Source organism: Oleiphilus sp. HI0128 (assembly GCF_001635365.1).
In genome coordinates this window covers 1-13,763 of record NZ_LWGG01000592.1, presented here as the reverse complement: position 1 = coordinate 13,763, position 13,763 = coordinate 1, and the positions used below count along the sequence as shown (strand labels likewise).

13 protein-coding genes and 4 tRNA genes are annotated in these 13,763 nt (G+C 44.8%); 12 read left to right on the top strand and 5 right to left on the bottom strand.

The genetic code is table 11. From position 1 onward, the window contains the following. From A3763_RS07235 to mnmA, 3 genes are all read right to left on the bottom strand, one after another. A partial coding sequence (locus A3763_RS07235) for a methyl-accepting chemotaxis protein (RefSeq protein ID WP_068759965.1) occupies positions 1–1,425 on the bottom strand: 1,425 nt, incomplete at its 3' end. 173 nt (positions 1,426–1,598) lie between these two features. Further along, on the bottom strand, positions 1,599–2,228 hold the full coding sequence (gene hflD, locus A3763_RS07230; RefSeq protein ID WP_068511610.1) for a high frequency lysogenization protein HflD: 630 nt from the start codon (positions 2,226–2,228) through the stop codon (positions 1,599–1,601). A gap of 78 nt (positions 2,229–2,306) precedes the next feature. Then, on the bottom strand, positions 2,307–3,431 hold the full coding sequence (gene mnmA, locus A3763_RS07225) for a tRNA 2-thiouridine(34) synthase MnmA (RefSeq protein ID WP_068511612.1): 1,125 nt from the start codon (positions 3,429–3,431) through the stop codon (positions 2,307–2,309). Between the two features lie 207 nt (positions 3,432–3,638). Between mnmA and A3763_RS07220 the strand changes: the two genes are divergently transcribed. Then, entirely contained in the window at positions 3,639–3,884 is a 246-nt protein-coding gene (locus tag A3763_RS07220; protein ID WP_068511616.1) for a hypothetical protein, read from the top strand. Between the two features lie 30 nt (positions 3,885–3,914). After that, the gene (locus A3763_RS07215) at positions 3,915–4,220 is read left to right on the top strand and encodes a hypothetical protein (protein WP_068511619.1); all 306 of its coding nucleotides are present in this window, start codon (positions 3,915–3,917) and stop codon (positions 4,218–4,220) included. Between the two features lie 40 nt (positions 4,221–4,260). On the opposite strand, the gene A3763_RS07210 is transcribed toward A3763_RS07215, so the two are convergent. Then, positions 4,261–5,394, bottom strand: a complete 1,134-nt coding sequence (locus A3763_RS07210) for a 5-(carboxyamino)imidazole ribonucleotide synthase (RefSeq protein ID WP_068634377.1) — start codon at positions 5,392–5,394, stop codon at positions 4,261–4,263. 3 nt (positions 5,395–5,397) lie between these two features. After that, complete coding sequence (gene purE / locus A3763_RS07205; RefSeq protein WP_068506833.1) at positions 5,398–5,886, bottom strand: 5-(carboxyamino)imidazole ribonucleotide mutase; 489 nt, start codon at positions 5,884–5,886, stop codon at positions 5,398–5,400. 253 nt (positions 5,887–6,139) lie between these two features. Between purE and A3763_RS07200 the strand changes: the two genes are divergently transcribed. The 10 genes from A3763_RS07200 to A3763_RS07155 all read left to right on the top strand — a co-directional run. Further along, complete coding sequence (locus A3763_RS07200) at positions 6,140–7,066, top strand: hypothetical protein (RefSeq protein ID WP_068506828.1); 927 nt, start codon at positions 6,140–6,142, stop codon at positions 7,064–7,066. A gap of 160 nt (positions 7,067–7,226) precedes the next feature. Then, positions 7,227–8,507, top strand: a complete 1,281-nt coding sequence (locus A3763_RS07195) for a DUF2846 domain-containing protein (protein ID WP_156494988.1) — start codon at positions 7,227–7,229, stop codon at positions 8,505–8,507. Between the two features lie 197 nt (positions 8,508–8,704). After that, positions 8,705–8,780 (top strand) — tRNA-Val (locus A3763_RS07190). A gap of 41 nt (positions 8,781–8,821) precedes the next feature. Then, positions 8,822–8,898, top strand: a tRNA-Asp gene (locus A3763_RS07185). 99 nt (positions 8,899–8,997) lie between these two features. Beyond that, a tRNA-Val gene (locus tag A3763_RS07180) sits at positions 8,998–9,073 on the top strand. A 52-nt stretch (positions 9,074–9,125) separates the two neighbouring features. After that, a tRNA-Asp gene (locus tag A3763_RS07175) sits at positions 9,126–9,202 on the top strand. A 501-nt stretch (positions 9,203–9,703) separates the two neighbouring features. Next, positions 9,704–11,005 (top strand): hypothetical protein, encoded by a 1,302-nt coding sequence (locus A3763_RS07170; RefSeq protein WP_068506822.1) that lies wholly within the window; start codon positions 9,704–9,706, stop codon positions 11,003–11,005. After that, on the top strand, positions 10,995–11,954 hold the full coding sequence (locus tag A3763_RS07165; protein ID WP_068506820.1) for a 1-aminocyclopropane-1-carboxylate deaminase/D-cysteine desulfhydrase: 960 nt from the start codon (positions 10,995–10,997) through the stop codon (positions 11,952–11,954). Before A3763_RS07170 ends, A3763_RS07165 begins: the two co-directional genes overlap by 11 nt. A gap of 187 nt (positions 11,955–12,141) precedes the next feature. Then, complete coding sequence (locus A3763_RS07160; protein ID WP_068506818.1) at positions 12,142–13,026, top strand: NAD(+) kinase; 885 nt, start codon at positions 12,142–12,144, stop codon at positions 13,024–13,026. Positions 13,027–13,029: 3 nt separating this feature from the next. Further along, a partial coding sequence (locus tag A3763_RS07155; protein ID WP_068759964.1) for a metallophosphoesterase occupies positions 13,030–13,763 on the top strand: 734 nt, incomplete at its 3' end.

Below are 13,763 nucleotides of genomic sequence, written 5' to 3'. Positions count from 1 at the left end.
GACTTCAGCGACTTTTGAACCCGCTATCATTAGGCACTCTCCGGTGCTGTAAGCATTATCCACACAAGATTGAGTATGGATCTTTCCGGCCTCCATTACTTTAACTGCATTGGCAGCGGCAGATTGCAGAGCTTCAGTCATCGCCTGTATTTCTTCAGTGGATTCATGAGTTCGTTGTGCGAGAGACCTAACTTCATCTGCTACTACCGCGAAGCCGCGGCCTGTTTCGCCAGCTCGTGCAGCCTCGATCGCGGCGTTCAAAGCTAATAGGTTGGTCTGTTCAGAAATGTTTCTGATGACGCCAAGAATGGTGTCAATTTGTTGAACATCGGCTTCAAGTTGGCTAATGACTTGGCTGGCTTGTGTCATATCATCCGAGACGCTGCTGATTGCACCAATGGTATTGCGCATCATCTCGTTACCTTGATTTATTTGAGTATTTGCTTCGTGAGTCAGGTCTGAGGTTTCTGCAGCGTTGTTAGCAATCTCTTGAATTGTCATGGCAAGCTCTTCAATTGCCGAGGCGAGAAGCTCGGTCTCAGAGTGTTGTTGGTCAACACCTTCTGATGTTCTTGATGTAATGTCATTTATGACGGTTGCAGAAGACGACATTTCTTCAGAGCCGTGTTTGCAGTGATTGATTAAGCTACGGAAGGCGCTTTGCATGCTGATGAACGATCGGCTTAGACCTCCTAGCTCATCGCGACGCTCAGTTTGCTCAATTTCTTGTCGAAAGTCTCCGTTTGCAGCGTCTTTCATGACTGATACGATTCGCTTTAAAGGTTCGACCAAGTCTTGGGTCATCATTCGAGCGATCACAGCAACGACAATGAGCGTGGCAAGAAGCAAGAAGATAGACGATCGTGACTTTTTCCAGAATAGCTCATCGATATCGTCAATATATACACCGCTGCCGATAATGTAGTTCCAAGGTTTGAAGCCTTGAACATATGAGGTTTTTGCAACAGGTTCGTCTTTTCCAGGTTTAGCCCAATAATAATCGACATACCCGCTTTCAGAGCTGCGTACGACTTTCACAAAATCGGAAAACAGTTGCGTGCCTTTAGGGTCGGTAAATTCGCTTAAGTCTTTTCCGTTCAGTGCTGGCTTAATAGGGTGCATCACCATTTTCGCGCTATAATCATTGATCCAGAAATATCCGCTGCCATTGTCGTACCTTAGGTGTCTGATAGCGTTGACGGCTTGTTTTTTAGCTTCTGCTTCACCCAATATATCTCTTCGTTCGTAGAATGAGCTAAGCAGCGAAGACGCATTTTCAACAAGATGCTTCACTTCACTTTTTCGACTTTCGAGCAAGTTATCTCGCTCATTAATCCGGTCAAAAACTTGAATGAATAAGCTGCTAATAATGGCAATAGCTAGAAGTAGCCAAATTTTGACTTCAAATCGAAGGTTGCTAAACAAAGTGTTTTCCTTAAGAAATCAGTAATGGTTGGGTCGTGATTTTACTGCAAAATAGATTGATTCGTGAGCAGAAGTTCCTAATATAGATTCAAAGTCTCTCTCATGCAAGTTACTGGATTTAATCAATAATTGAAGTAGATCTGTAATAGTTTTCAGATATAATTATGTAGCAGCTAGCTTGCTCTGCTTTGGCTTAATAGTTTTTCGCACTCATTTGCTAACGCGCGTCGTTTAAAGATAAAGTGCCAACGATGGCCAGAGAGTTGTCGCCATAAGTTTGCAGCCCTTACGCCTGAGAGAAGCAGGCAGCGGATTTTTGCTGCGTTCAGATCGACGGTCAAGTGGCGTTCATGGCCAGATACCTGTACACGCAATGAAAAGGTGCTGATGGTTTGCATGTAAATCTCAGCGAGACTGCCAATGACATTTTCGTGAAGCAGGCCAAAATGCTCTACTTGCTGTTGTGCCCTCTCAAGTTTCCGGCTAAGTGCATCTAGCATTTCTTTATCTTTATTGAGTTTTCTCTCAAGGTGGAGGACTGCAAGAGCGTAGCGCACGGGCAGTACGTGCCCCTTAGTATTAGTTTTGGCAAGTAGGTCATGAACGACTTCAAGGCCTTTCTCAAGTTTGGCAAGGTCACCAAAGACCGATAGTGTGGTATCCGGGTTTGTGATAAACAGACTATTTAAGGCAGTTTCCAGGTGTTGAGGATTGCATTGTCCGCTCTGTGCAATGTCGTCAGCGGCTGACATTGCCTGGAATAACCCTGCTAGGGCAAGTATTTGTTGTTGAGTCTTGTTCATAGAGTTCACTGTTTAAAATTACTTTGCTGATGATTGCTGAGCATGTCTTGGAATTCAGCTTTCTAGTGTTTTAGCTGTCTATTCCGTTGTTTCAATAATCGCGCCACCGAGGCATTGATCTTCAAGATAGAAGGCAATCGATTGGCCGGGTGTGACCGCGCGCTGAGGCTGCCCAAAGAATACGCTTAAGCATCCATTGTCGTTACTTTCAATAATGCAGTCCTGATCAGCTTGGCGGTAGCGCACCTTAGCTTTGCAGTGGAAAGGGTACTCACTTGGAGCTTTGTTGATCCAGTCAGTTTCGAGAGTCTGTAGTTGGCTGCTGTATAGAAGGGGGTGCTTGCTGCCTTGAACAACGATTAATACGTTACGATCAAGGTCTTTTTGTGCAACATACCAAGGTGATTCGTCATAGCCGCTGAGCCCACCAATTCCTAAGCCTTGGCGCTGCCCAATAGTGTGGTACATAAGCCCATTGTGTCGGCCGATGATATCGCCCTTGTCAGTTTCAATATCACCCGGTTGCGCAGGGATGTATTGCTTTAGAAAGTCAGAGAACTTTCGCTCTCCGATAAAACATATGCCGGTACTATCTTTCTTGTTATGTGTGATTAAATCATGTTCTTCGGCAAGCTTTCTTACAGCTGGCTTTTCCAATTCACCAACCGGAAACAGGGTTTTCGCTAATTTGCTTTGGTTGACAGCATGTAGAAAGTAGCTTTGATCTTTGTTGTTATCGAGCCCCTTTAATAGCAAGGTTTGCCCATTATCGTCAGCGCGTCTCACGTAATGGCCTGTCGCAATGTAATCTGCCCCTAAGGTACTCGCATAATCGAGAAAGGCTTTGAATTTGATTTCCTTGTTACACAGGATGTCAGGGTTGGGAGTTCGCCCAGAGCGATACTCAACCAAAAAGTGCTCGAAGACTCTGTCCCAATATTCAGCGGCAAAGTTAGCGGTATGAAGCTTAATACCTAGCTTGTCACATACAGCTTGGGCATCATTCAGGTCTTCGATTGCGGTACAGTATTCTGTGCCGTCGTCCTCGTCCCAGTTTTTCATAAACAGGCCTTCGACAAGAAAGCCTTGCTGTTTTAGGAGTAGTGCTGAAACGGAAGAGTCAACACCGCCTGACATGCCAACGATTACGCGTGTTTGGCTTGGATCAACAGAAGAGGGTAGGGAAGAGCTATTTTGTATCATAAGGTGGATATATTAGCGGTGAGCTGCTGAAGTAAGTTTGTTAGTTTGTTTGGAAGAAAGTGCATTCTACCTTGTTGCCTTTATACTTGGTAGTGCCTCCTTTATGCTACTAGATGTTCGGTGGAGTATTTAGTTTGCTGTCTATACTTTGTATAGTAACGGTACTGGGGAATAATGAAGTGATCAGAGAGTCTTGAGGGAATATCAATGAGCAGTGTGCAAGTTGTGCCACGAATTTTGGAGTTGTTTGAGCGTGCTAGTGCAAAACAGTTTGATAATTTAGGTGCTTATATTAAAAAGACTGATAATGACCTACAAAGGTTATCTACTCTTGATGGCTTTGTTTCTGTATCCATTGAGGCTAGTTCTGAAGATCTTTCTATCTTAATGTATTTAAGTGTTTCTGGAGCTTTTCTCAGGGAAACAATGCCTAGTATTGAAGCGCAAAATTAAACAATTGTGCAGTACCAGGAAAATTGGTGTATGGAGCTAGCTAATCGCTTTTTGGGAGACTTGAAAAACCAGTTGCTGCTTCATCACTGTATTCTCAGAATGGGCTTGCCTAAATTGTGTCAGGATGAGCTGTTAGAGCTGGACGCACCTGTTGATTACGAAGTTCATGAGAGGCTTTTCTTGGTGGATAGCCACCTATTGGCACAGATTCATGACTTGCCAATTGTCTGTCGTTTATTAATAAAACAGACCAATAAAGAAATGATATTTGCGGAAGTTAGTGAGGGTTTGGAGGAAGAAGACTGGTTTGAAGAAAGCGAGCTTGAGTTTTTCTAGTGTCTCAAGCTGCTTTTGGGGTTTCTGCCTTTGAATCGGTTTAACTATGTTTGAATTCAGGGCTTCCAGGCAAAAAACTCGCAACATTCTTTACTCGCCAGGCAAGTTCTTCGTGGCTATCTGCTTGCACAGTCACGTGCCCTAGTTTGCGTCCTTCGCGTTCTTCTTTTCCGTACAAATAAAGGTTGGCGTAAGGAAGTGACAAGATACTCCCGGTATCACCTTTTTCACCAATAATATTGATCATGCAGGTGAGCTTTTGCGCTTCGGTGCAACCTAAAGGTAGGCCGCTGACAGCACGCAAATGGTTTTCAAACTGACTGCAATGTGCGCCTTCAATGCTCCAGTGCCCAGAGTTATGGACTCGAGGTGCCATTTCATTAGCGACTAAGCCGTTTTCTGTTTCAAATAATTCCAGTGTTAAAATGCCGACATGCCCTAGCTCATGCATTAACTCTTTAATATATTGATTTGCTTGAGCATTTATATCGTCCGCGACCTTAGCTGCAGGTGCGATGGAATAGCGCAGAATGCCTTCGTGGTGGTCGTTTTCTGCTAGTGGGTAGACTTTCATGCTGTCATCAGCTGAGCGTACAGCGATAATTGACAGCTCTCGAGAAAAGTTTACGAATGCTTCTGCAATAAGTGTGTTTGTGCCATTTTTACCTTCGCCAATAGCCTGCCATGCTGCTTCGCATTGTTCTGCTTGACGAATAACGAACTGGCCTTTTCCGTCATAGCCTTCTCGCGTTGTCTTGGTGACGATTGGGCAACCTAGTTTTTCGACAGCCGCTTTTAACTCTTCAAGGGAGTTGACGATATGGTAGGCAGGAGTGGGAATTCCAAGTTTGGTAAATAGTGCCTTTTCCTCAGCTCTATTTTGACAGACTTCAATAGACTTTGAGGGGGGATAAAGTGTACTTTTACTTTCGATGTATTGTGTTAGTTGCGCTGGAAGGTGCTCAAATTCATAAGTGACGACATCAACGTCATTCAGGAAGTCCGCTAAGGCCGGATTGTCGAGCTTGGCCTCGGTGTCGATAGTAATGTCTCCAAGTCCAACGCTAGGAGAACCGGACGTATCATAAAAGTGAAAGTCCAGCTCCAGAGGGTATCCCGCCAAAGCGAGCATTCGGCCTAGTTGCCCAGCGCCCAGTACACCAATTTTCTTCATTGCCTAGCCTCGTGGATCTGGTTGGCTTAATACTGTTTCTGTTTGCGTCTGGCGGAACTTATTGAGAGCAGCTTTGACTTTGTCATCATGCAATGCGATCACCTGGCCTGCAAGTAGACCTGCATTCTTTGCCCCGGCGACACCAATAGCCAGTGTACCAACAGCGATTCCGCCAGGCATTTGTGCAATAGATAGAAGGGAGTCGAGGCCGTTTAATGCTTTAGATTGAACAGGTACGCCAAACACAGGTAGATTGGTTTGTGAGGCAGCCATTCCAGGTAAGTGTGCTGCGCCACCAGCGCCACCAATTATAACTTGAATGCCGCGCTCTTCAGCTGTTTTGGCATAGTTGAATAAGAGGTCAGGGGTGCGATGTGCAGAAACGACCTTAACTTCGTAGGCTACACCTAACTCGTCTAGCATGTTGGCCGCGTGTTCCATTGTCGGCCAGTCCGACTTTGAACCCATGATTATCCCAACTACTGGCTGCATCTTGTCACCTCTCACTAACTGTCTGGCCTTGATGCCAAGGCACGTGATTACCCAGAGAATTAGTGTCTGGATAAAAAAAGACCGCATATAGTAGTGATTCATCAGGTTTCATGCAAATAGAATTGTTTTATTGGAGGACAAAGGTGCGCGCAGGCGCTAGAATCTGCTTTTGACTGGCTGGTGCATGGTAACCCGGCGGTAGTTGGAATTTAAGCGTACAGATACCTGAGATGATTAGTGCAGAGGAAATTTAATGGATAGCTTGCGGCCGGACCGAGATGATCTGGATCTTTATAATAGTCGAAAGAATAAGAATAAATCTGCTAAGGCATCGGCAGGCAAAAGAGATGATATCGGCAACAAAAAACAGCAAGTAGGAAAGGCCGGTTCAGGCTCTAGCTCTACAGTAAATGCTGTGCGTTCGTCCGAGGTGCGCGCCCCGGTTGCAGCCTCTCAATCATCTGCTTCACCTTTAGTCGTTTCTCTGTTGCTGTTAATGCTTCTGGCTTTGGGGGGCTTATCATACTTATATTGGCAGCAATCCCAAACGGTAGTCGGTTTAGAGGAGCGCTTGTCTAGTGCTGACGAATTTATAGGGCAAAGCAAGTTGTTGTTGGCTCGTTTGGAAGGGGAGGTTAGTGAAACGGGTGCTGAACTAATGCAAACCGGCACATCTGCAGAGAAGAAAATGGCTTTTCTGGAGTCGGAGGTTCGAAAGCTGTGGGGTGTGTCTTATGATAGGAATCGTAAAACTATTCAAGGTCATGAAAAGAAAATAGAAGCGCTAACGAAAAAGCTTGCCGAGAGTCAAAAATCTTTAGCTACTCATGAGGTTTCATTATCAGCATTGAAAGCGGACTCTGATAAAGGGATGTCAGTATTAGATGGTCGTATAGCTTCGTTGTCAGGGGAGTTGTCAATTACTCGAGCTGAACGAGAAGAGTTTTTGACGCAGTTTAATGAAAAATTGAGCACTTTCGATTCGAGTACTCAAGAGTTTGAAAAACGTATTGCTGCGCTACAGGCTCGTATGAGTGATAGCGCCAAAGTTCAATTAGAAAACCAGGAAAGCTTGCTGTCGATAGATGAAAGTCGCCGCCAGCTTATAAAAAGAGTCATTGATTTGGAGGCGAGCTTGGGTAAATTGTCTTCTTCTAGTGCAAATCCCGGGGTGAGATAGTCTTTACAGGTATTCGGATTCTCGATGACATGCGGTAGATCGCAAAAATTAGATTAACTAGCTGTTAAACTGTCCGCCTGATTGTGATGGGTAGCTAGTCTTGCTGCTCGAATAAATATAAAGCTGTACATCTATAGGAAACGATACATTGGACGGTATTGTGAGTTTCAAAACTTGCCAACGAAGCGCTTACTCTGTGAGCTTGGGTCGCGTTGCTGAGGTTAAGCAATCATTAAAGAGCGTTGTGGGCAAACCATCCCGCTCCTTTCTTTATTATGCGCTTTCTATTGTGCTTGCCTGCGCGATTTTTCCGCTGGCTTTGAGTTCTGGTCAGGTGAAGGCGGATACTACTGCGCCCTATTCGAAGCCTTTCCATAAGCAGGGTAGAGGTTGGTATCCATCTATTTATTGGTCGACAGGTCGAAACCTGGGTTCTTACTATTTTCCCAATACTGATGGCGAAATGTTCAAGGAACTCGATGATACTGAGTGGGATAAAGAAGCCAATGCACTAGTTTACTTCTATCGGCCGAACAGTCAGTGGGCCTCTGAAGAGCTGGAAGCACCTAGTTATTATATTAATGACGAAATTATCTTTAACCTTCGTGCCGGTAGTTACACTTATGTTGAGCTGCCAGCAGGAAGTTATGACTTTACTGTGCGCAAGAGCTTGATGCCGTTATTTGGTTTCGAAGCTTTCGATGATAAAGTGATGATGGCTTTTGATCTTAACTTACAGGCTGATATTGGTATGAATCTGGACGCTGGGTCGATTACCTATATTCGACATTCTGAGGTGTCGCTCCCTGAAATTAGGCACTCTTTAATAGAGCCGGAAGATGAAATGGCAACAGCCGATGTGCAGTTGGTTGAAAGGGAAATGGCGATGAAGGAAATGCCCAAGACTCGCTATTTGACGCATTCGTTTTGGCACCCGACTGACGCTGATAAGGCTCAGGAGGTACTTGATGGCACAATGCAAGAATACGGTTGGTTTACCGTGATTTGGCCGTGGTCGAATAACTTTATGTGGGGCTTCCCGATTTTCTATCTGCCTAGTGATTTGTATCGGGAGTTACGACGAGATAAGCCTTTAACCTTGGAGCAGGAGTTGTACCTGCTTGCGGATGATGTTGATGAATATCTAGCCGCTATTGATGATAAGCGAAAAATAAGGCGAAACTGGTTGGCTCCTTGGCGTGAGCCGAAAATTCAATTGACCTTGAATGAAGAGTTGGAGTTAGATCGTCTCGAAAGAGCAGCGAGAGCAGGTAATATAGCGCCGGCTCCAGTGCCTCGAGAGGAGGAAACGGTCGATGATGGTGAACCGTGGTATGCTTACTTTCAGCTCGAATCTAAAGAAGAGCCTGAGCCTGAACAAAAAGAAATGAGTGAGCAGCGGCGCGAGAATGTGGACCTGATTCGTCAGTCTTTGAATTAGGGCTGGTTGCAAAGTCGCTAAAAATGGGTGGAGTATCTAATTTAATCGGTTGAAAATTAAACTGTTTGTTTGATTTTTCCTCACGTTTTTTCTAGATATGAGACTTGTGAAAATTAATTGCATATTTATGCAAAAAAAAGCTGATTTCTAATTGACAGCTTCTAAGAAATCATTAAGATACGCATCTCAATTGAGTTGGGTGGTTAGCTCAGCTGGGAGAGCATCGCCCTTACAAGGCGAGGGTCACAGGTTCGATCCCTGTACCACCCACCAAATCTTTTTTAGATTTGAAATTGAAATGTAAAGTTTGTTGCGGACCGGTAGTTCAGCTGGTTAGAATACCGGCCTGTCACGCCGGGGGTCGCGGGTTCGAATCCCGTCCGGTCCGCCATTTACACTTCAACTCGATTGCTACCTTGAAAGAGGTGGTTTCTAACAAAGGAGCATCTTAGGTGCTGCGTGACAATGTTAGAATTAGGTCTACCCAAATGGGTGGTTAGCTCAGCTGGGAGAGCATCGCCCTTACAAGGCGAGGGTCACAGGTTCGATCCCTGTACCACCCACCACTACTAGCACTGTTCTTGTGTGAAGGTAGTGAATGTAAGATTTAAAGTATGCGGACCGGTAGTTCAGCTGGTTAGAATACCGGCCTGTCACGCCGGGGGTCGCGGGTTCGAATCCCGTCCGGTCCGCCATTTAAATTTACAGTCCTTAACTCTTACTCATTTCTCAATAAGAAAACCTCAAATTATATACTTCTTGAGATGTCTGACTTATTTCTGTCATATTTCTTCTATACGCTTGCTTTTGAAACAATCAAAAGGAGATAGAAATGAACGAATATGAAGAAGAAGTATTGGATTCCGGATGGCTGGAATATGACGATGAAGAGTTTGAGGACGATGCTGTTGAGATGTAACAGCATTGCCTTCTATATTCCCCTCCAGCTAATTATCCCCGCTTTTATTAATACCACCCACGATAAAACTGCTTGAACTAGACGAATCTACGTCAATCGCTATTCATACCTTAATACCTTCAGTTCATATAGTTTTTTATATCTGTGAAATAGGTCCGGGCAGCGTTACATATCCTTTCTTTTTTAAACGTGTGCTTCCTTGGTTATCAACTAAACTGATTTGTAGTTTTAGATTTATTGGGTGCGCAATTTCTATGCGCATCTTAACGAGGTAGTTATGGGGTTTAGAAAGTCAGATTCATATGAGGCTGTCTTCTTTGTTGAAAATCAGCAAGTAACGAAACATTTGATGTTCTCGGAGTTCGAGGCAATGTTAGACGGCTTGGGTGCTTTACCAGATTACGCTGATCAAGAAGCTAAAGCAGTTTATGCGGTGATTGGCAAGGATGGTACGATCCAGGCGCTGGTATTCTTCATTTTATATTTCGACGAAGATGGCAAGGCTGACGCAAGTTGGAATGTACCAATTGAACGCTTGGCTGAAGTGAGTGGTAGTGGGCCTGATTTAGGTGGCGGGCCAATACGTTTGGCTTGCCGGGGGCAGTGTTCAATTAATTGGCATTTGAACGACCTATGGGATCCTGATATGACGCCCGGGTCGAATGACTTCTTGCGACTCAAGAAAGCGGTCGAGTTGAATAAACTACGCTTTCAATTTGAGAAAGCCGAGCCGGATATCCCAGTTCTTTCACCGAGTGATCCGGTGTTGGATGACTTGGGCTTGGAAACAGAGGTTGAAAAGCGAACCAAGTTGGCTCGTTTGCTTAAGGAGCAGAGGCTAAGAATTCGTACTCTGGAGTCTAGTCGTGAGCAAAATGTTGATTTTGGAGATCGTGAACAGAAAATTATTCTGCATGCTTATAAGAATGAAATTCAAGAGCTTAAGCAAACGAATGAACAGCTTAAGCTGATAAACGAAAAACTAAAGCTCAAGCTAGGTAAGCGAAATGATCAGTTCTTAAAGCTTCAGGATCAGGTCAGTGATCAGTCAGATCTAGTTTCGAAACTGGAGACTCGCTTAAAAGGTGCGTCTGCGGGTGACAAGGAGCGCTTGGAGCGTCAGAAAATGGAGGCTGAACTGGTTCTCCTGAAGGAGCAGTTAGATCGCAAAGATTTAGATCTTGCTTATCGAGAGGAACGTGAGGAGCAGCTGCGATCTGAGCTTGAGGAATTGAGTGAGTCTCGTGGCGCTAGCAGCACCAATGAAGGTATGTTTGACCGCCTGAAAGCGTTGGATGTGGTCTACGTTGCCTACCACCCGGGTGCTGGGCATATCACCATGACGGCGAGTGAAATTCGTGATTATGTTGATAACCCAAACGCTTTCGTAGCGGCAAAATGTTATGTCACGGAGGAGCAGTACCTAGCTTGGTTAGAACACTTTGATCAGCCAATTTGCCAGCATGCCGAAGGCGTAGGTCAAGTTTGCGGAAAGAGTGTAAGCAAGGTTAGCGCACCGGGTGATTTTCAGGAAGGAGTGAGTGACATGTGTGAGAGTCATAAAGGTTATGCTGGCTAATAATAAAACTACTGCTGAGTTGGGTGTGCAATTTGATGTACTACCCGAAGTTCACTCCTTTCCTCTGGAGATTGCGAAAGATCAGCTAGTGACCCTGGACTGTCTGCGTCTCGATAAAGTACATCCTTTTATATCGGGGAACAAATGGTACAAGCTAAAGCATCATTTACTAGCGGCTGTCGCGGCGGGCAAATCACAAATTGTAAGTTTTGGTGGTGCCCACTCAAATCATTTGCATGCCTTGGCTTATGCCGCAAATCAATTGAATCTGGACTCTGTCGGTATTGTTCGAGGTGAACCACACGGCGATTTGACATCTACTCTGCAGGATTGCGAAAAGTGGGGGATGAAGATTCAATGGCTTGATCGTGAAACGTATCGTCACACTGCTTCTAACACTACACCTGATATGTATAAAGAGGCAATGCCCGAAGCCTGGGTTGTTCCTGAAGGTGGTGCAGGTAGACAAGGCACGCTAGGAATCGAAAGTTTATTTAATACCTTGCATCATGCGGGGCAACTTAACTATGACTTGATAGCTTGTGCTGTGGGCTCAGGCGCAACCTTGGCAGGGATTGCTCAGGCAAATATTGGTCGAGCCCAGTGTGTTGGATTTTCTGCACTAAAAAATGCTCACGACCTGGAGCATCGCGTAGAGCGGCAGTTATCAGGTGCCAGTAGGGTTAACCCTTGGAGAATATGTCATCACTATCATTTCGGTGGCTTTGCCAAAATCAATAGTCGTCTGACGGAATTTATTTCTGATGTTTATGATGAGCATGGTTTGGTTCTAGACCCTGTTTATACAGGAAAGATGATGTATGGGCTGGCGGAGTATATTCATCAAGGAAGAATCCAGGCGGGAGCGCGAGTATTAGCTGTTCATACTGGCGGGCTACAGGGCTGGCGTGGATTTGGTGAATCCTATCAGCGTTTCCTGTCTTCATAGACAATCTCATGTTCAAATCTCTGAATTGTCGTGAGAACGGTATTCAGGCTGTAAGTCTGGAGTCTGTTAATTTATTATGTGCTTAGTGTCGGCCGGTGTAGTATTGGCTAATGTAGAGTGCTTCTTGAAGCGATCGTCCTCTCTCATATATATCACGCTATTACATAGTATAAGGGTTAGTTAAGGTATGGATCATTTTCGTAATATCGGTTTGATTGGTCGTATGGGCAGTGCCCAGGTCATAGAAACGATGCGTCGTTTAAGAAAATTTCTGGTTAATGAAGGTTATTATCTAATCATTGAAGAAAATATCGGTGCTTTAATTCCCGGGCATGGTTTGCAGGTTTCCAGTGTCAAAATGATGGGGGAAATGTGTGATCTGGTGATCGTAGTGGGTGGTGATGGAAGTTTGTTGGGGGCTGCTCGAGAGTTAGCTAAATCAAATGTTCCTTTGTTAGGAGTAAACCGTGGCCGATTAGGTTTTTTGACTGATGTGTCACCAACTGAGTTGGAATCGAAAGTAAAAGAAGTGCTTTCAGGGCAGTATATTCAGGAAAGACGCTTCCTGCTAGATGTTCATGTTAAGCGAAATGGCGAGCCGGTTGGCTTTGGTACCGCATTGAATGACATCGTTCTTCACCCGGGTAAGTCAACTCGTATGATCGGTTTTGACTTGTTTATTGAGGGTCAGTTTGTCTACAGTCAGCGTTCAGATGGTTTGATTGTTTCGACACCAACTGGGTCAACAGCTTACTCTTTGTCGGCCGGTGGGCCTCTTTTGCACCCTAAACTCGATGCAATCTCATTAGTTCCAATGTTTCCTCATACGCTCAGTAGCCGTCCAATCGTTGTTGACGGTAAAAGTGAGATTAAAATTGTGATTGGTGAAGGTAATGAGATTTACCCGCAGGTCAGCTGTGATGGTCAGCATCACATCCCTGTTGCGCCTGGCGATGCAGTATACATAAGTAAAAAACCACATAAAGTGCGTTTGATTCACCCTACCTCTCATAACTTCTATGAAACCTGTAGAGAGAAATTAGGCTGGGCCAATAACCTGATAAGTAGTTAATAGATGGCATTTGTTAAGAAAAAAGTTAAGCAAGGCTATGACCTGATTGGTGATATTCATGGTTGTGGTAACTCCCTTGAACGTCTGTTGAAAAAGATGGGTTATGAGAACAAGCAAGGTTGCTACCGTCATCCGCAACGCAAAGTGATTTTTGTGGGTGATATTGTTGATAGAGGCCCTCGAATTCGAGAAGCTCTGCATATTGTAAAAGACATGGTCGACCAATCGCAGGCCGAAATTGTCCTGGGCAATCACGAATACAATGCAATGTGTTACTGCACAGAGGGTCGTCAAGGTAGTGGCATGCAGTATTTGCGCGAGCACAACGCTCGTCATCACAGACTTATTCGAGAGACCTTGGAGCAGTTTGATGCTCATCGCTCCGAATGGCACAAGTTTCTATCGTGGTTTCATGAAATCCCTCTTTTTATTGAAAAAGAAGACTTCCGAGTGGTTCATGCTTGTTGGGATAGTTTAGCGATTGAACGTTTAAAATCTTATTCCCCAGACCATTGCATTAGTATGGACTTTTTGCACGAGTCTGCGGTCTCTGGTTCTTTCGCTAGCCGAATTATTGACAAGTTAACTCGCGGTACCGCATTGGAGCTGCCAAACGGTGAAACCATTCTAGGCAAAGATGGCTTGGCGAGAAGCATGTTTCGCACAAAGTTCTGGAGTGATGATCCCCAGATATACAATGATGTTGTCTTTCAACCCGACCCACTGCCGCCAGAAAT